Source organism: Curtobacterium sp. VKM Ac-1395 (assembly GCF_015350975.1).
Taxonomy (GTDB): Bacteria; Actinomycetota; Actinomycetes; order Actinomycetales; family Microbacteriaceae; genus Curtobacterium.
This window is the reverse complement of the sequence record NZ_JADKRX010000004.1, coordinates 90,785-106,498: the sequence shown is the minus strand read 5'-3', so window position 1 is coordinate 106,498 and position 15,714 is coordinate 90,785. Positions and strand designations below refer to the sequence as shown.

Genomic DNA, 15,714 nt, shown 5'->3' with positions numbered 1-15,714 from the left:
AGCATGACCACCGCATCGGCACCGGCTGCGCCGCCGGCCCCCGCGTCCACCGGTGCCGATGCGCCCCGCCGCGACACCGGCACGAGCACCCCTACCAGCCCCCGGGGTGCCGTCGGACCCCGTCGTCGTCGGCCCGGCCTCGCCTGGCTCGGCCTCGCCCCGTTCGGCGTCTACGTCGTCCTGTTCCTCGCCGTCCCCGCCCTCATCGCGGTCGGCAGCGGGTTCTTCGACGTAGCCGGACGTCCGACCCTGGCGAACCTCGCCGCGTTCACCGACCCGAGCATCCTCCGCGCCTTCGGGGCATCGGGTGCGCTCTCCGCGGTCTCCGCGGTCATCGGCGCCGTGGTCGGCGCGGTCGTCTGCTGGGCGCTCTCCGCGCTCCGGCCCGACGGCCTGGTCCGGTCGATGATCGACTCGGTCGCCAGCGTTCTCGCACAGTTCGGCGGGGTGATGCTCGCGTTCGCGTTCATCGCCACGATCGGCGCGCAGGGCCTCGTCACGACCTGGCTCATCACGACGTTCCACTGGGACGTCAACGCGAACGGGGCCTTCCTCTACACGGTCCCCGGGCTCGTGATCCCGTACCTCTACTTCCAGGTGCCGCTCATGGTCCTCACCTTCATGCCGGCGTTCGAGGGCGTGAAGACCCAGTGGGGCGAGGCCGCCGCCACCCTCGGTGCCTCCCGGGCCACCTACTGGCGCCGGATCGCGCTCCCCGTGCTCGCCCCGGCGTTCTGGGGATCGCTGCTCCTGCTGTTCGCGAACGGGTTCTCGTCGTTCGCCACGGCCGCGGCGCTCATCTCGCAGGGCGGCATCGTCCCGTTGACGATCCGGCAGCAGCTCACCAGCGAGACGATCATCGGACTGCAGAACGTCGCCGGGGTGCTCGCCCTCGGCATGGTCGTCGTGATGGCCGTCGTGATGAGTGCCTACGCGCTCCTGCAGCGCCGGGCCGCCAGGTGGCAGCGATGAGCGCCGCTGCTCCCTCCGCGCCGGTGGCCGGGTCGACACGGCCAGGAGGCCCGGCTCGCCTCCGCCGCTTCGGCGCCGCCCCGTCACGGGTCACCGCCACGGTCGTCCTGGTGCTCGTCGGCCTCGTCTTCGCGGTGCCGCTCCTGGCCCTGGTGCAGTTCACGTTCCGGCAGGGCACCGACGGCAGCCTGACGGGCGCGCACTACGCCGCGCTCGCCGACCCGGTCAACCGTGCGACGTACCAGCCGGTGTTCGACGGACTCGGGGCGTCGCTCGTCATCGCCGTGATCACCGTGGCGATCATCCTGCTGGTGCTCCTGCCCGCGCAGCTCATCACCGCATTGCGGTACCCACGGCTCCGTCGGCTGCTCGAGTTCGTCTGCATCGTGCCGATCACCGTCCCCGCGGTGGTGCTCGTCGTCGGGTTCGTGCCCGTCTACCAGGTGGTCTCGCGGATCGCCGGGTCGGGCGCGTGGACCCTGGCCTTCGCGATCGGCATCGTCTCACTGCCCTTCGCCTTCCGCCCGATCGCCGCCGCGATCACCGCGACCGACCTGACGACGCTGTCCGAGGCAGCCAGGTCGCTCGGCGCCTCGTGGTGGACCGTCACGTGGCGCGTGCTCCTGCCGAACCTCCGCCGTGGCGTCCTCGCCGCCTGCTTCCTCGCGATCACCGTCGTCCTCGGCGAGTACACCCTCGCCTCCTTCCTCTCCCGCACCACCTTCCAGACCGCACTCGTGCTCGTGCAGCAGACCGACCCCTACGTGGCCGCGATCTTCTCGCTCGGTGCACTGCTGTTCGGCTTCGTGCTGCTCGTCGCCATCGGCCGGATCGGACGGCGCCGCACGCGTGCCGGACGCTCCCGCACCAAGGAGTCCGCATGACCGTCACCGCCCCGGCCGCCCCCGCGTCGCTCGTCGCGACCGGCGCCGCCGTCGAACTGCAGGCCGTCGAGAAGCGCTACGGCACGCACCGTGCCCTCGCCGGACTGTCGCTCCGGGTCGAACCGGGGGAGTTCCTCTCGCTCCTCGGCCCGTCCGGCTGCGGCAAGACCACCGCGCTCCGGGCGCTCGCCGGGCTCGAGGCCGTCGACGCCGGCGCCATCCGCATCGACGGCGTGGACGTCGCGAGCGTCCCCGCGAACAAGCGCGACATGGGGATGGTGTTCCAGCAGTACTCGCTGTTCCCGCACATGACCGTGCGGCAGAACGTGGCGTTCGGCCTCGAGATGCGCAAGGTGCCGTCGTCCGAGCGGCGGTCCCGGGTCGTCGACGCGCTCGACATGGTGCACCTCGCCGACTTCGCCGACCGCTTCCCGCACCAGCTCTCGGGCGGCCAGCAGCAGCGCGTGGCCCTCGCACGTGCCCTCGTCACCCGTCCCCGTGTGCTGCTCCTCGACGAGCCGCTCTCGGCGCTCGACGCGAAGGTGCGGGTGTCCCTCCGCGAGGAGATCCGTCGCATCCAGTCCGACCTCGGCATCACGACCGTCTTCGTCACCCACGACCAGGAGGAGGCGCTCGCCGTCTCCGACCGCATCGCCGTGATGAACGCGGGCGACGTGGAGCAGATCGGCACGCCCGAGGAGCTGTACCGCTCCCCGTCGTCGGCGTTCACGGCGGACTTCGTCGGGCAGTCGAACCGGATGCGCGGCGACCTGCGCGGCGGTGACGTCTTCGTGTACGGGTTCCGCGTGCCGGCCCTCGCCACCCGGGTGGCCGACGGCCCCGTGCTCGCCATCGTCCGACCGGAGGACATCGCCTTCGCGCTCGAGGGCGTCACCGGCACCGTCGTCTCGTCGAGCTTCCTCGGCTCGATCCGGCGCACGACCGTCCGCCTCGACGACGACACCGTCGTCACCGTCCAGCACGAGGTCGGCGACCGCCGGACCGCCGGCCAGGCGGTCGCGGTGCGCCTGCTCGGCGCGCCGGTCGCGGTCGCCCCGCTCGCGTAGCCCAGCGGCCGGCCCGCCGGCCCGCCGGCCCGCCGGGCCGACGGGGCGAGTCTCGGTCTGGTGGACAGATCGCGCGGTCTCGAAGGCGCGCGACGTCCGCCCAGCCGAGTCTCGCCGGACAGGAGGCCCGTGGCGGGGCCGCCACGAGCCTCCCGGCCGGCAGGCGGTGCGGTCAGCGCTGGAAACGCGCCTGCTGTTCGTCGGCCAGACCGGCGTCGACGCGCCGTCGCATGTCCGCTGACATCGGGGGCAGGTCGGTGACGGGAGCCCAGAACGCCTCGGTGTTCTCCCCGTCGGCGGGGGCTGGGTGCCCGGACACCCAGCGGCACGCGAAGACCAGGTCGAGGTACTGCGCCCGGTCGCCGTTCGGGTAGGTCATCTCCGGCAGCGCCTGCACCCAGACCAGGCGTTCGGCCACAGCGACGACGTCGGCTTCCTCGAGCACCTCGCGTTCCGCGGCGACGGCCGGTTCCTCGCCCGGGTCGACGATCCCGGTCACCGGGGTCAGCGCGCCGGTGTCCGCGCGGCGGACGACCAGGAGCTCGCGGGCGTCGCCCTCACCGCGGGTCACGACGGCGGTGACCCCGGTCAGCCAGAGCAGGTCCGTGCCGATCTTCTCGCGGAGGGACAGGACGAAGTCGGGCGTGGGCATGCGGCCACGGTACCCAGGCGTGGTTACGCTCAGGGCATGGCACGCGGCGACAGGGCGCTCGAGGTGCGGTCCGACCACGGTGTCTGGGCCGCGGGGTGGCGACTCGCGGTCGCCGGGGTCGCGCGTGCGGTGACGCCGCGGCGGCGACGTGTGCTGTTCGTGTCGCTCGGCCTCGTCGCCCTCGGGCTCGTCGTGGCGGTCGTCGTCGGGCTCGTGCGCGGGATGACCTCGCCGGTCGTCTCGGTCGTGGTGCTCGTCGGGACCGCGGCGCTCGTGGCGTACCTGGTCGTGGCCGTCGAGCTCGTGCTGTGGACGATGGCTGATCGTCGACGCGTGGCGCCGTCCGAGGTCGACCCGGAGCAGCTGGCCCGTGTCCACCAGACGATCGCCGCCGGGAACGCCGCATCGGTCGATCCCGCGGACCGCCGAGCGCTGGTACGGTTCGCCCGCGTCCAGCAGACCGCTCTGCCGGCGACCGTGCTCGTGCACGCGCTCGGGGTCAGCGTGGGGGTGCTGCTCGGTGCGCTCGAGGCCGTCGCCGGGTCGGCCGGCATCGTCGTCCTGGTGCTCGCGGTGCTCATCGTGGCCGTGTCCGCGTGGTCGCTCCGCGGGGCGCTGCGGGCGCTCGGGTCCACGCCGGAGCTGGTGGCGCTCGACGCGTCCTGAGTCGGTGTCCCGACCTGGTCCCGTGTTGCGCAACACACTGCCGCGGACTGGTCATGACCAGTAGGGTGTGATCCGTGGAGATCATCATCCTGCCCACGCCGGCGGAGGTCGGTCGCGTCGCCGCGGCCAAGATCGCGTCGGTCGTCGCCGAGAAGCCGTCCGCCGTCGTCGGACTCGCCACGGGGTCGAGTCCCCAGGGCATCTACGCCGACCTGCAGCGCCGTGTCGCCGCCGGGGAGGTCTCGTTCGCCCAGGCGCGCGGGTTCGCCCTCGACGAGTACGTCGGCATCCCCCTCGAGCACCCCGAGTCGTACGCGAGCGTCATCGCTCGCGACGTCGTCGGTCCGCTCGGCTTCGACCCGTCGCGGGTCCGCGTGCCCGACGGCCGCGCCGACGACATCGAGTTCGCCGCCAAGGAGTACGACGGTGCGATCCGGGCTGCCGGCGGCATCGACGTGCAGATCCTCGGCATCGGCGCGAACGGCCACATCGGGTTCAACGAGCCGACGTCCTCGTTCGCCTCGCGCACCCGCATCAAGACCCTCGCGCCCTCGACGCGCGAGGCCAACGCCCGCTTCTTCGACTCGCTCGACCAGGTCCCGACGCACTGCATGACGCAGGGCCTCGGCACGATCCTCGAGGCCCGCCAGCTCGTCCTCGTTGCCCAGGGCTCGTCGAAGGCCGACGCCGTGGCCGCCGCGGTCGAGGGGCCCCTGTCGTCCTTCGTGCCCGGGTCGGCGCTGCAGCTGCACGAGCACGCGACCGTCGTCGTCGACGAGGAAGCGGCCGCCGGGCTGCGGCTCGCCGACTACTACCGCTACACGTACGCGAACAAGCCGTCCTGGCAGCGGTTCGAGTAGGGGCCGCCGTCAGCGGGCGCTCGCCAGGCGCGCCAGGCCCTCGCGCAGCGTGTCCTCGGAGCAGCCGAAGTTGAGCCGCGCGTGCCCCACGCCCTGCCGCCCGAAGTCCCGCCCGTTCGACAGCGCCACCTTGGCCTGGTCCACGAGTCGCAGGGCGGGGTCGTCGCCCCACGGCAGCGCGCGCAGGTCGAGCCACGCCAGGTACGACGCCTGCGGCTGCCGGTAGCCCACCCCGGGCAGCACCTCGCCGAGCTCCTCCGCCAGGATCCGTCGGTTCGCGGCGAGCTCGGCCAGCAGCGACGCCAGCCACGGCCCGCCCTCGCTGAACGCGGCGACGCTCGCGGTGTACCCGAGGATCCCGGTGCGCTCGACGACCTCGCCCGGCATCCCGTCGAACCAGCCACGAGCCCGGTCTGACGCGCCGACCATCAGCGCGCACTTGGTGCCCGCCAGGTTCCACGCCTTGCTCGCACTCGTCAGGGCGACGCCGATCGCCGCGGCTTCGGGGCAGGAGTCGAGGAACGGCGTGAACGTGGCGTCGGCGTGGACCAACGGTGCGTGGATCTCGTCGGAGACCACCACGGCGTCCCACTCCGCGGCCAGCCGGGCCAGTGCGGCGAGCGACTCGCGGTCGTGCACGAGCCCGAGCGGGTTGTGCGGGTTGCACAGCAGGACGGTCCTGGCGCCGTCGGCGAACGCCTGCGCGACACCGTCGAGGTCGATCCGCCACCCGGCCGTCGTGTCGAACGGGTCGGCCGGGCCAGCGGGCGCGACGAGCGGCACCTCGGTCGCGGTGCCGCCGGCCTCGGACACGTACTCCCAGAACGGCGCGTACACGGGCGGCATGACGACGACCTGGCCGCCGGGCTCGATGACCCGGCGCAGCGTCTCCACGGCGGCGACCGAGACGTCCGTGGTCGTGCGGACCAGGTCGGGGTCGACGTGCCAGCCCCACCGGCCGGACGCGAACGCGGTGAAGGCCTCGGGGAGCGCCCGACCGTGCCCGACGTACCCGGTGTCGCCCGCGCTGACGGCGGCGGCGAGGGCGTCCCGCACGGGCTCGGCGAGCATGCTGTCCATCTCCGCGACGAACATGGGCAGCACGTCCGGCGGGAAGGCCGTGTACTTCTCGCTGGTGCGGGTGCGGCGTGCATCGAAGAGGGAGACCATGACGCTCATGCGCCTCATCCTCGCAGGGGTCGGAGCCCAGCGAGCAGGATCTCGACGTACCGGTCCGGATCGTCGACCTGGACCCCGCCGGCCGTCGCCGCCTGACGCATCCCACAGACGAGTCGACGGAGGTCGTCGGGCCGCACGTCGGACCGCACGACACCGGCTGCAGCGCCCCGCTCCAGGAGGGCGCCGATCGAGTCGACGAGGTCCCCGGCCAGCGCGGCCGTGTCGGCGCACGAGAACGTCCCGCCCGTCAGCAGGTCGCCGAGCGCCGGGTCGCCCACGAGTCCCCGGAAGGCCTCGGTGACCACGCCGCGGACCGCCGCTTCGACCTCGGGCACCGCGACCGCGTCCCGGACCCGGTCGAGCATGGCCTCGAACGCGTCGATCGCGAGTGCCTCGAGCAGGTGCTGCTGTGTGGGGAAGTGCCGGTAGGCGGTGCCCACCCCCACGCCGGCCTCCCGCGCGACCGTGTTCAGCTGGGCGGGTTCGCCCCGGTCGAGGTGCTCGCGCGCCACGGTGAGCAGCGCTGCACGGTTGCGCAGGGCGTCGGAGCGGAGGGAGTCCGGGCGGGCGAGGTCGACCATACGGACAGTGTATCCGCTTGTGCTACCGTTCCGGATGAATCATCCGATTCGCCTCGACATGCCAAGACAGGAGCACCGATGCCGTCCTTCACATGGGAACCCGACCAGATGCCCGATCAGCACGAACGGACCGTGGTGGTCACCGGGGCCACCGGCGGCCTCGGGCTCGCCGTCGCCACCCGGCTCGCCGCAGCCGGGGCGCACGTCGTCGCCGGCGTCCGCGACCTCGAGAAGGCAGCACGCGTCCTGCCCGCCGGCCTGGAGGCCTGGATCGTCGACACCGCGTCCGTCGCCTCCGTCAGGGCCTTCGCCCGGCGCCTCGCCGAGGACGGCCTCGTGGTGCACGCCCTGGTCAACAACGCGGGGATCAGTGCGCCACGGTTCGCGCTCGGCGTGGACGGTGTCGAACGGACCTGGGCCACCAACGTCGTCGGCCCGGCAGTCCTGGCCGAGGAGATGCTCCCCGTGCTCGGCGGACCGTCCCCGCGGATCGTCCTGGTCGGCTCCAACCTCTCGCAGCGCACCGCCCGCGTGCCGGACCTCGAGGCGATCGACGACCCTCGCGCCCACCGCCAGTTCGCCGCGTACACCGCCTCGAAGACCGCGGCGGCAGCCATCGCGGTCGACCTCGGCGAGCGCCTCCGTGCGTCCGGGTCGGCGGTCCGGTCGGTGATCGCGCACCCGGGCATCGCCGCGACGGGCATGAACGGCCAGGCGGAGACCCTGGTCGCGACGCTCGCGGGGTCGATCGCCCGGCTCGCCGCCCGCACGGTGGAGGACGGTGCCCGTGCCGTCCTCTGGGCAGCGACCGCAGCGGACGTCGAGGAAGGCGTCTTCGTCGGGCCCGCGCTCCGCCGCTCGGACCGTCGTCTGCACGTCGTACAGGTCCGTGGGGCCGCTGCCGACCCGGTGTTCCGAGCCCGGGTCCGCGCCTTCGTGGACCGGACGGCCGAGCACGCCGGTCGCTGACGACGACCGCGCCGACGACGACGACCGCGCCGCTGATGACGACCGCCGCTGACGACGACCGCGGACGGGAACCCGACGTGAACTCCGCGCGACCGATCGGTGACCCGGTGCACGGCCCCCGACCGAGGGGGCTAGCGTCGCGGACGTGACTCGTTCTCGCGTGCAACGCCGCCCGCTCCTCCGTCCGGTCCCGCTCGCCGCGGCGGCCACGATCGCCGCACTGCTCGGCACGGGGGTGGTCGCGGCCCCGGCCACGGCGGCCACCGCGACCGGCACATCGGCGGTGACCACGGCCTCCCGGCCGGTCACCGACCCCGCCGCGTCCGTCGACCCGTTCATCGGGACCAGCCACGACGGCAACACCTGGCCGGGTGCGACCGCGCCGTTCGGGATGATGCAGTGGAGCCCGACCGGCACCGCCGGCGACCAGACCTCGACCCCCGTCGCGAACGGCTACTCGTACGACGTCAACCGGCTCCGTGGCCTGAGCCTGACGCACCTCAACGGCGCCGGCTGTGCACCCGGCGCCGCCGGCGACGTGCCGATCATGCCGGTCACGACGGCCGTGACGACCTCGCCGTCCGCCGACACCACCGACGCGGTGTACGCCGCGGGCTACTCCCACGACCAGGAGTCCGCGAGCCCCGGCCGCTACGGCGTCCAGCTCGACAACGGCGTCCGGACGGACCTCGCGGTCACGACTCGCGCCGGCATCGGCGAGTTCGCCTTCCCCGCCGGGAAGGCCGCCAACCTGCTCTTCCGCACCTCGAACTCGATCAACGGCAGCGAGGACGCCACCACCAGCGTCGACCCCCGCACCCGCACCGTCAGCGGCAGCGTCCTCACCGGCGGCTTCTGCAGCCGCCGCGCCAACGGCGGCGGCGCGACGAACCCCGACCGCCGCAGCTACTACCGTCTGTTCTTCACCGCAACCTTCGACCGGGCGTTCTCGAGCACCGGCACCTGGAAGGACGACACGGTCCAGCCGGGAGGCACGCGCGTCTCCGGTGGGGAGGGCTACCTGACCGGGGCCGACCGTGCCGGACGCGGCTCCGGCGCATGGGTCGGGTTCGACGCGCGTCGCGGTGCGACGGTGCACGCCCGCATCGGCATCTCGTACGTCAGTGCCGCGGGCGCCGTCGCGAACCGCGACGGCGAGGTGCGGAAGCACGCGACGGTGGACAGCGTGGCGGCGGCGACCCGAGCCTCCTGGAACCGTGAACTGTCGCGCATCCGCGTCGGTGGTGGCACGGCGGACCGGACCACGCAGCTGTACACGTCCGTCTACCACGCGCTCATGCAGCCGAACACGCTGAACGACCGCGACGGACGGTACCTCGGGCCGGACATGCGAGTGCACCGCATCGACCGCGGGCACCGCGCCGTCTACGGCACCTACTCCGGGTGGGACCAGTACCGGGCGCAGATCCAGCTGCTGGCGCTGCTGCGGCCGGACGTCGCCGGGGACATGGCCCAGTCGATGCTGCGGTTCGCCCAGCAGAACGGTGGCGTCTGGGACCGGTGGCTGCACCTCGGAGCGCCGACCCACGTGATGACCGGTGACCCCTCCGCGGCGACGCTCGCCACCTGGTACGCCATGGGGGTCCGGAACTTCGACGTCCGTGCGGCGTACCAGTCGCTGCGGCACCAGGCCACGGTGCAGAACGCCGACGCCCTCAGCGACATCGGGTGCCCGGGGCAGTGCCTCGCGCAGCGACCCGGGCTCGACCAGTACCTGCAGCGCCAGTACGCGGCGAACGACGACTGCCACTGCTGGGGCGGGGCCGCCGAGACCCTCGAGGACTCGATCTCCGACAGCGCCCTCGGGTACTGGGCCTCCTCGCTGGGGCTGCGGTCCGACGCGCGGATGTTCTCCGCTCGCGGCGACTACTGGGAGAACACGTTCAACCCGGCCGTCGGGTACCAGGCCGCGCGCCAGGCAGACGGGTCGTGGACGCCGGACTGGGCGCCCTCGACCGGTGTCGGCTTCGCCCAGGGCACCAGCGCGCAGTACACGTGGCTCGTGCCCCAGGACGTCCAGGGGCTGTCGTCCGCCCTGGGCGGTGACGCCGCGGCCGTCGCCCGACTCGACACGTTCTTCCACGACGCGTCCGGTGCGTTCGCGGTGACCGGTGGCGACGCGACGAAGTTCGACCCGACCAACGAGCCCGACATCCACACGCCGTGGATGTACAACGCGCTCGGACAGCCGTGGAAGACGCAGGAGACCGTGCGCCAGGTCGTCGACGACGCGTACGGCACCGGCCCGGGCGGTCTGCCCGGCAACGACGACCTCGGCACGATGAGCGCCTGGTACGTCTTCGCCTCGATCGGCCTGTACCCGCAGACGCCGGGGCGGGCCGAGATGCTCATCGGGAGCCCGACGTTCAGCACGGTCGACATCCGGCGGGCGAGCGGGCAGCGGATCGTCATCCGGTCCTCGGGCACGGACCCCTACGTGCAGGGCGCACGGCTGGGAGGACGGACGCTGACGCAGTCGTGGGTGCCGTCCTCGTTCGTCAACCGCGGCGGGCTGCTCTCGCTCCGGGTCGGCGCGACGCCGGACACGACCTGGGCCACGGCTCCGGAGGACCGGCCGCAGGACCGCTGAGACGCGGGCACGACGACGGCGGGTGGCCCCTCGGGCTGCCCGTCGTCGTCGTCGGCGCTGTGGCCGGTCGCGGTTGCGTCCGCGTCCGCGTCCGCGGGACGCTCAGCCGAGCTGGGCGTAGAGCCGCTCGGGCTCCGCTGCGAGCGAGGCCTTCACCATCGCGCTCCACTCGTCGGCGACGACCTCGGCCGCACCGCGCGCGACGCCGTCGAGCGACGCCCGGGCGATGTCCGCCGGGTCCGCCTTCGGGCCGTCGTAGTCGGCCATCATCTCGGTGTCGGCCGCGCCGAGGTGCAGCCCCTGCACGCTGATGCCCCGGCCGGCCAGCTCCAGTCGGACCGCGTTCGTCATGTTCCACGCGGCGGCCTTCGCGGCGGCGTACCCGCCGTGGCCCGGCGCTGCGAACCACGACAGCGCCGACAGGACGTTCACGATCGCCCCGCCGCCGTTGCCCTCGATGACCGGGGCGAACGCGCGGATCATCGACAGCGTCCCCCAGTGGTTGGTGTCCATCACCCGGTGGGCCTCCTCCAGTGATCCGCTGACCAGCGAGCCCTCCGCCGTGATGCCCGCGTTGTTGACCAGGAGCGTGACGTCCGGCGCGGCGAGGGCCACCGCGTCGACCGAGGACTGGTCCGTGATGTCGAGCGGGAGCACCTCCACGCCGTCGATCTGCACGCTCTCCGGGCGGCGTGCGGTGGCGTAGACCTTCGTGGCGCCGCGTGCCAGCAGCTCCTCGGCGAAGCGGCGGCCGATGCCCCGGTTCGAGCCGGTGACGAGTGCGACGGATCCTGCGATCTCCATGGTGTTCCCTTCCGTGCCCGGGCGACTCCCGACGGCAGCGGACGTACGCTAAGACCTCACGTCGGTGTCAGGGGCAACCCGGATCGGAGAAGTCGTGCGCATCGGGGACCTGGCCGCGCGAGCCAAGGTGAGCGTCCGCTCGCTCCGCTACTACGAAGAGCAGGGGCTGCTCACGGCCGACCGCTCCGTGAACGGGCAGCGTCTCTACCGCGAGGCTGCCGTGGAGCGGGTGCAGCTCGTGCAGCAGCTCTACGCCGCCGGCCTCGCGAGTCGCACCATCGCGCAGCTGCTGCCGAGCGTCGATGCTGGTCACGCCACCCCGGAGGACTTCGCGATCCTCGCGTCCGAGCGGGAGCGGATCACCGCGCAGGTGGCGGAGCTCGAAGCCGCGCGGGAACGACTCGACGAGGTCATCCGCATCTCCGAGCACCCGACGCCCGAGTTCTGTCCGGGCCTGCGCCACGCCGACTTCCCGGTCGCCCAGGCCAGCTAGGCGGTGGACCCCGTGCTCGTCCAGGTCTGCGGGTTGCCCGGCTCCGGCAAGTCGACGTTGTCCTCGGCGCTCGCCGACGCGCTCTCCGCGCCGAGCCTGCGGGTGGACGCCATCGAGGCCGCGATGTGGAAGTACGGCATCCCCCGGTCACAGTCGGGAATCGCGGCCTACTCGGTCATGCACGCGCTCGCCGTCCCCGACCTCCGCCGCGGGTTGTCGGTCGTCGCCGACGCGGTGTCGGGCGTCGAGGCTGCCCGGGCCGGGTGGGTGTCGACGGCCGCGTCTGCCGGTGTGGCGCTCCGCGTGGTCGAGGTCGTGTGCCCGGACCTCGTGGAGCACCGACGACGGGTGGAGGAGCGGGAGAACGACCTGCCCGGGTTCGTGCTGCCGACGTGGGACGAGGTCGAGCGGGTCCGCGCGGAGTACGAGCCGCGGACGGACGACCGGCTCGTGGTCGACAGCACCCGGCCGCTCGAGGAGACAGTCCGTCAGGCGCTGGACTTCGTGCGCGGCGGCGCCTGAGCGGTCAGCCTCGACGCCAACCCGCTCGGTGGGCGATGACGATGGCGCCGGCACGGTCACGGGCGCCGAGCTTCGCGAGGATCGCCGAGACGTGGGACTTCACGGTGCGCTCAGCGGTGTCGAGGGCGGCAGCGACCTCGGCGTTGCTGGCACCGTCGCACACGAGGTCGAGGACGTCGCGTTCGCGCGGTGTGAGTGACGCGAGGGCACGGGCGCTGTCGGCAGAGACCTGCGGCTGCGCGACCGCACGCGCGACGACCCGGGGGAGCACCCGCGGGTCGATCCAGGTGCCGCCGCCGGCGACCACGCGGACTGCGTCGACCAGGGCCTCGGCGGCGCTGTCCTTGAGCACGAAGCCGTTCGCACCGGCGTCCAGCGTCGGCCACAGGACGTCGTCGTCGTCGAAGGTCGTCAGCGCGAGCACGGGTGGTCCCTCGGCCAGATCCCGGATGCGTCGGGTGGCCTCGACGCCGTCGACGCCGGGCATGCGGATGTCGGTGAGGACGAGGTCCGGCACCGACATGGTCACGGCTCGCACGAGCGCGTGACCGTCGGCGCACTCCTCGACGATCTCCAGGTCGGGCTCGGAACGCAGCACGAGCGCCAGCCCGGAGCGGATCATCGCCTGGTCGTCGGCGAGGACGATGCGGATGGTCACGAGGACACCGCCGCGGGGCGAGGAGCGTCGATCGGGAGTCGGCACTCGACCACCCAGCGGTCGCCGACAGGGCCGCTCTCGATCCCGCCACCCGCACCTTCGACCTGCTCGCGGAGGCCGGGGAGCCCGTACCCGCCGGTGCTGGGCGCCTGAGGCGTGCGCGGGCGGTCGTTGGTCACGCGGCCGACGACCACGTCGCGGTCACGCTGGACGACGACGTCGATCGCGCTGCCCGGTGACCGGTACCGAGCGGCGTTTGCCAGGGCCTCCTGGACCACGCGGGCCAGGGTGCTCCTCGCGATGATCGGGAGGGTGTCGAGGTCGGTCCGGAGGTCGAGGTCGATCGGGACGCCGGCGACCCGGTAGGTCTCGACGAGGTGGTCGAGGCTCTGGGGCTGCAGGGCGTCATCGCCGTCGGTCCGGAGCAGTCCGACGACCTCACGGACACCGTCGAGGCTCTCGCGGCAGACGAGCTCCGCCTGGGACAGCGCCGCCTCAGCAGCGTCGCCGTCGGTGCGGAGGATCCGCCGCGCACCGCCGATCTGCAGCACCACGACCGTGAGCGAGTGCGCCACCAGGTCGTGCACGTCGCGAGCGAGACGGGTGCGTTCCTCCTGCGCCCGTGCCACGGCCAGCCGCGCGTCTGCAGCACGGAGGTCCGCGGCGAGCGACCGCGTGTGTGCCAGCAGCACACCGACGACGATCGCGAGGAGGTTGCCGATCGCGAAGTACACGCCACCCACGTTGAAGGACCACCCCGCCAGCACCGGGACGAACGGTGCGACGACGCCGACCACGGCCGTGGCGGCGATGCGCCTCCTGCTGGACCGACGGCCGACGAGCTGCGACAGCGCCGAGGTCACGAGGAACATCGCGGCGTTGAGGTCCACGACGACGGTCGCAGCGACGACCGGTGCGATCGCGAGGACTGCGAACAGCCACTCGGGCAACGGCCGCCGTGCCTGCTCCGCGGCCCACGGCAGGAGTGCGACCATGATCAGGGCGACCGCGAGGGGCGCCCCCCACGACGTGATCACGGCGGCTGCGGCACCGAGCACGACCGGGACGGCCCACAGCCGCTCGAGCTGCCGAGGTCGCTCGGGACGTGCTTCGCTCATCGTCGTCCTCTCCGTGGTGAACGCTAGCAACCGGCAGCCCGCCACCACACCGGTCGTGCGGACGTGCAGCGGGGTGTCCCACAGGACGATGTCGTCGCGCCCGGAAGGACGATGTGCCGACGAGGACACCGCTCGACCATGGGTCCATGACCTCGATCACCAGTCGGCTCCAGGGCCGCATCGACGCACGGCCGCCACGTACTCCCGACCGGGCGGCGTCGGCGCCTGCCAGGACGGTGCTCGGGGTCGCGACCGCAGTCAGCGCCGTGACGCTCCTGGCGAGCATGGTCGCCCTCGCACTCGACGCGCAGGAGATCGGCGGCGAGCCCGCCTGGGTGAAGCCGACGAAGTTCGCGATCGCGATCACGCTCTACCTGCTCACGCTCCGCTGGATGCTCCGTGCCGTCCACGGACACCGGCGGACCCTGACCGTCCTCGCGTCGGTCGTCGTGCTCGCCCTCGCGGTGGAGGTGGTCTGGATCGACGTGCAGGTCGTGCGGGGCACCACCAGCCACTTCAACACCGGCGCACCGTTCGACGCCGCTGCCTACGCCTCCGGTGGGGTGAGCGTCTCTGCGGTCTTCATCGCGACGATCGTCATCGCCGTCCTCGCTCTCCGGACCCGTGGTCTGGACCTCGGCGTCGCTGCCGGGATCCGCTGGGGGCTCGGGCTCTGCGTGGTCGGCATGGTCGAGGCGGTCCCCATGCTCGGCAACGGATTCACCTCGACCACCACCGGCGCACACACGGTCGGAGCGCCGGACGGCGGCGCGGGCATGCCCTTCACCGACTGGAGCCTGCACCACGGGGACCTGCGGATCGCACACTTCGTCGGGCTGCACATGATCCAGGCGCTCCCGGTGCTGGCCTGGGTGCTCCTCCGGTTCACTCGTCTCGACGAGCGCACCCGGCGTGATCTGCTCCGCGTCGCGGGCGGTGCTGCCGTCGCACTCGTGGGGCTGCTGTGGTGGCAGGCCGAGCGGGGACAGGCGCTCCTCGAGCCCGACGCGGTGACGGTCGCCGCAGCGACGGCGCTCGTCACTGCGCTCGGGGTCGGGGCCGCCGTCGTGCTCCGCCGGACTAGCGTGCGCTGACACGTGGCCCGGACCACCTGCGTCAGATCAGGTCGCGCGGACCGCGGAGCTGCCCCCACCCGAAGTCGCTCTCGGAGATGAAGTCCTGCAGGTCGCTCTGGACGCCGCGGACGAGCGTGACCGGATCGTCGTCGGCGTCCAGGCCGCGGGACCATCCGCGCTCCCCGAGGATCTGCCACCGCACGACCGCACGGTGCGAGCGGACGGGATCGTCGTCGCGAAGTTGGTGAGGTCCGTCGAAGTCGTCCATCGGCACGATGCCGAACCGGAGCGACGCGAGTTCGTCGTCGTGCAGCATCTCGCGGAACATCGGCGTCAGCAGCGCGACGACCTCGGCGACGTTCATCGACGCCGGCCCGACCTCGTGTCCTGCCACCGTGACCGGATCCGGCGGCGCACGCGCAGCACGGTGGCCAGTTCCGCCAGCAGACCGACCAGGATCGCGAGGACGGCGAGCCTCGTCGAGGTCGAGTCCGACGCGGGCCAGATCAGCGCGGCCACGCCACCGATCGCCAACACGAACCCGCCCCACACCTGGAGGTGGTCGGTCCAGAGCAGGTTCCGCGGCATGTCGAGCACGCTAC

General features: G+C 72.9%; 18 protein-coding genes. 10 read left to right on the top strand and 8 right to left on the bottom strand.

The features are described 5' to 3' along the window. Positions 1-3: 3 nt before the first annotated feature. Genes ITJ68_RS12180 through ITJ68_RS12170 form a run of 3 tightly spaced genes read left to right on the top strand, consistent with a single transcriptional unit; the run spans position 4 to position 2,923 of the window. Positions 4-972, top strand: coding sequence for an ABC transporter permease (locus ITJ68_RS12180; RefSeq protein ID WP_194661536.1), 969 nt, complete (start codon positions 4-6; stop codon positions 970-972). Beyond that, positions 969-1,856 carry an ABC transporter permease gene (locus ITJ68_RS12175; RefSeq protein ID WP_194661535.1) on the top strand — a complete coding sequence of 296 codons (888 nt, stop codon included), beginning with the start codon at positions 969-971 and terminating at the stop codon, positions 1,854-1,856. Before ITJ68_RS12180 ends, ITJ68_RS12175 begins: the two co-directional genes overlap by 4 nt. Next, positions 1,853-2,923 carry an ABC transporter ATP-binding protein gene (locus ITJ68_RS12170; protein ID WP_194661534.1) on the top strand — a complete coding sequence of 357 codons (1,071 nt, stop codon included), beginning with the start codon at positions 1,853-1,855 and terminating at the stop codon, positions 2,921-2,923. The genes ITJ68_RS12175 and ITJ68_RS12170 overlap by 4 nt, the downstream gene beginning before the upstream one ends. A 172-nt stretch (positions 2,924-3,095) precedes the next feature. Here the strand turns inward: ITJ68_RS12170 and ITJ68_RS12165 are convergent, their stop codons facing one another. Then, entirely contained in the window at positions 3,096-3,575 is a 480-nt protein-coding gene (locus tag ITJ68_RS12165) for an NUDIX hydrolase (RefSeq protein WP_194661533.1), read from the bottom strand. A gap of 36 nt (positions 3,576-3,611) precedes the next feature. Between ITJ68_RS12165 and ITJ68_RS12160 the strand changes: the two genes are divergently transcribed. Together ITJ68_RS12160 and nagB are read left to right on the top strand one after the other, a co-directional pair. Further along, a complete protein-coding gene (locus ITJ68_RS12160; RefSeq protein ID WP_194661532.1) occupies positions 3,612-4,241 on the top strand; it encodes a hypothetical protein in 630 nt (209 codons plus the stop codon). 74 nt (positions 4,242-4,315) lie between these two features. Next, the gene (nagB, locus tag ITJ68_RS12155; RefSeq protein ID WP_194661531.1) at positions 4,316-5,101 is read left to right on the top strand and encodes a glucosamine-6-phosphate deaminase; all 786 of its coding nucleotides are present in this window, start codon (positions 4,316-4,318) and stop codon (positions 5,099-5,101) included. A gap of 9 nt (positions 5,102-5,110) precedes the next feature. On the opposite strand, the gene ITJ68_RS12150 is transcribed toward nagB, so the two are convergent. Next, a complete protein-coding gene (locus ITJ68_RS12150) occupies positions 5,111-6,280 on the bottom strand; it encodes a MalY/PatB family protein (protein WP_194661530.1) in 1,170 nt (389 codons plus the stop codon). A gap of 5 nt (positions 6,281-6,285) precedes the next feature. Beyond that, entirely contained in the window at positions 6,286-6,861 is a 576-nt protein-coding gene (locus ITJ68_RS12145; RefSeq protein ID WP_194661529.1) for a TetR/AcrR family transcriptional regulator, read from the bottom strand. Positions 6,862-6,939: 78 nt separating this feature from the next. Between ITJ68_RS12145 and ITJ68_RS12140 the strand changes: the two genes are divergently transcribed. Beyond that, positions 6,940-7,830 carry an SDR family NAD(P)-dependent oxidoreductase gene (locus ITJ68_RS12140; protein ID WP_194661528.1) on the top strand — a complete coding sequence of 297 codons (891 nt, stop codon included), beginning with the start codon at positions 6,940-6,942 and terminating at the stop codon, positions 7,828-7,830. Between the two features lie 145 nt (positions 7,831-7,975). Next, the gene (locus ITJ68_RS12135; protein WP_323743307.1) at positions 7,976-10,441 is read left to right on the top strand and encodes a GH92 family glycosyl hydrolase; all 2,466 of its coding nucleotides are present in this window, start codon (positions 7,976-7,978) and stop codon (positions 10,439-10,441) included. Positions 10,442-10,543: 102 nt separating this feature from the next. On the opposite strand, the gene ITJ68_RS12130 is transcribed toward ITJ68_RS12135, so the two are convergent. Further along, positions 10,544-11,245: an SDR family oxidoreductase gene (locus ITJ68_RS12130; protein WP_194661527.1), complete on the bottom strand. Its 702-nt coding sequence runs from the start codon at positions 11,243-11,245 to the stop codon at positions 10,544-10,546. A gap of 64 nt (positions 11,246-11,309) precedes the next feature. On the opposite strand from ITJ68_RS12130, the gene ITJ68_RS12125 reads away from it, so the two are divergent. Both ITJ68_RS12125 and ITJ68_RS12120 read left to right on the top strand, forming a co-directional pair. Beyond that, on the top strand, positions 11,310-11,738 hold the full coding sequence (locus tag ITJ68_RS12125; protein WP_323743306.1) for a MerR family transcriptional regulator: 429 nt from the start codon (positions 11,310-11,312) through the stop codon (positions 11,736-11,738). Between the two features lie 12 nt (positions 11,739-11,750). Continuing rightward, on the top strand, positions 11,751-12,260 hold the full coding sequence (locus tag ITJ68_RS12120; RefSeq protein WP_194661526.1) for an AAA family ATPase: 510 nt from the start codon (positions 11,751-11,753) through the stop codon (positions 12,258-12,260). A gap of 4 nt (positions 12,261-12,264) precedes the next feature. On the opposite strand, the gene ITJ68_RS12115 is transcribed toward ITJ68_RS12120, so the two are convergent. Beyond that, on the bottom strand, positions 12,265-12,918 hold the full coding sequence (locus tag ITJ68_RS12115) for a response regulator (RefSeq protein WP_194661525.1): 654 nt from the start codon (positions 12,916-12,918) through the stop codon (positions 12,265-12,267). Beyond that, positions 12,915-14,036 carry a sensor histidine kinase gene (locus tag ITJ68_RS12110; protein ID WP_194661524.1) on the bottom strand — a complete coding sequence of 374 codons (1,122 nt, stop codon included), beginning with the start codon at positions 14,034-14,036 and terminating at the stop codon, positions 12,915-12,917. The genes ITJ68_RS12115 and ITJ68_RS12110 overlap by 4 nt, the downstream gene beginning before the upstream one ends. Positions 14,037-14,182: 146 nt before the next feature. Between ITJ68_RS12110 and ITJ68_RS12105 the strand changes: the two genes are divergently transcribed. Next, positions 14,183-15,130, top strand: coding sequence for a hypothetical protein (locus tag ITJ68_RS12105; RefSeq protein ID WP_194661523.1), 948 nt, complete (start codon positions 14,183-14,185; stop codon positions 15,128-15,130). A 22-nt stretch (positions 15,131-15,152) separates the two neighbouring features. Here ITJ68_RS12105 and ITJ68_RS12100 read toward each other — a convergent pair whose 3' ends face one another. Beyond that, complete coding sequence (locus ITJ68_RS12100; RefSeq protein WP_194661522.1) at positions 15,153-15,506, bottom strand: hypothetical protein; 354 nt, start codon at positions 15,504-15,506, stop codon at positions 15,153-15,155. After that, positions 15,473-15,700, bottom strand: coding sequence for a hypothetical protein (locus ITJ68_RS12095; RefSeq protein WP_194661521.1), 228 nt, complete (start codon positions 15,698-15,700; stop codon positions 15,473-15,475). The genes ITJ68_RS12100 and ITJ68_RS12095 overlap by 34 nt, the downstream gene beginning before the upstream one ends. Positions 15,701-15,714 lie beyond the last annotated feature (14 nt).

Coding starts and splice junctions, on each gene's coding strand:
- ITJ68_RS12105 (WP_194661523.1), top strand. CDS start 14,183: ATGACCTCGATCACCAGTCGGCTCCAGGGCCGCATCGACGCACGGCCG.
- ITJ68_RS12095 (WP_194661521.1), bottom strand. CDS start 15,700: ATGCCGCGGAACCTGCTCTGGACCGACCACCTCCAGGTGTGGGGCGGG.
- ITJ68_RS12160 (WP_194661532.1), top strand. CDS start 3,612: ATGGCACGCGGCGACAGGGCGCTCGAGGTGCGGTCCGACCACGGTGTC.
- ITJ68_RS12140 (WP_194661528.1), top strand. CDS start 6,940: ATGCCGTCCTTCACATGGGAACCCGACCAGATGCCCGATCAGCACGAA.
- ITJ68_RS12180 (WP_194661536.1), top strand. CDS start 4: ATGACCACCGCATCGGCACCGGCTGCGCCGCCGGCCCCCGCGTCCACC.
- ITJ68_RS12110 (WP_194661524.1), bottom strand. CDS start 14,036: ATGAGCGAAGCACGTCCCGAGCGACCTCGGCAGCTCGAGCGGCTGTGG.
- ITJ68_RS12150 (WP_194661530.1), bottom strand. CDS start 6,280: ATGAGCGTCATGGTCTCCCTCTTCGATGCACGCCGCACCCGCACCAGC.
- ITJ68_RS12145 (WP_194661529.1), bottom strand. CDS start 6,861: ATGGTCGACCTCGCCCGCCCGGACTCCCTCCGCTCCGACGCCCTGCGC.
- ITJ68_RS12170 (WP_194661534.1), top strand. CDS start 1,853: ATGACCGTCACCGCCCCGGCCGCCCCCGCGTCGCTCGTCGCGACCGGC.
- ITJ68_RS12130 (WP_194661527.1), bottom strand. CDS start 11,245: ATGGAGATCGCAGGATCCGTCGCACTCGTCACCGGCTCGAACCGGGGC.
- ITJ68_RS12175 (WP_194661535.1), top strand. CDS start 969: ATGAGCGCCGCTGCTCCCTCCGCGCCGGTGGCCGGGTCGACACGGCCA.
- ITJ68_RS12165 (WP_194661533.1), bottom strand. CDS start 3,575: ATGCCCACGCCCGACTTCGTCCTGTCCCTCCGCGAGAAGATCGGCACG.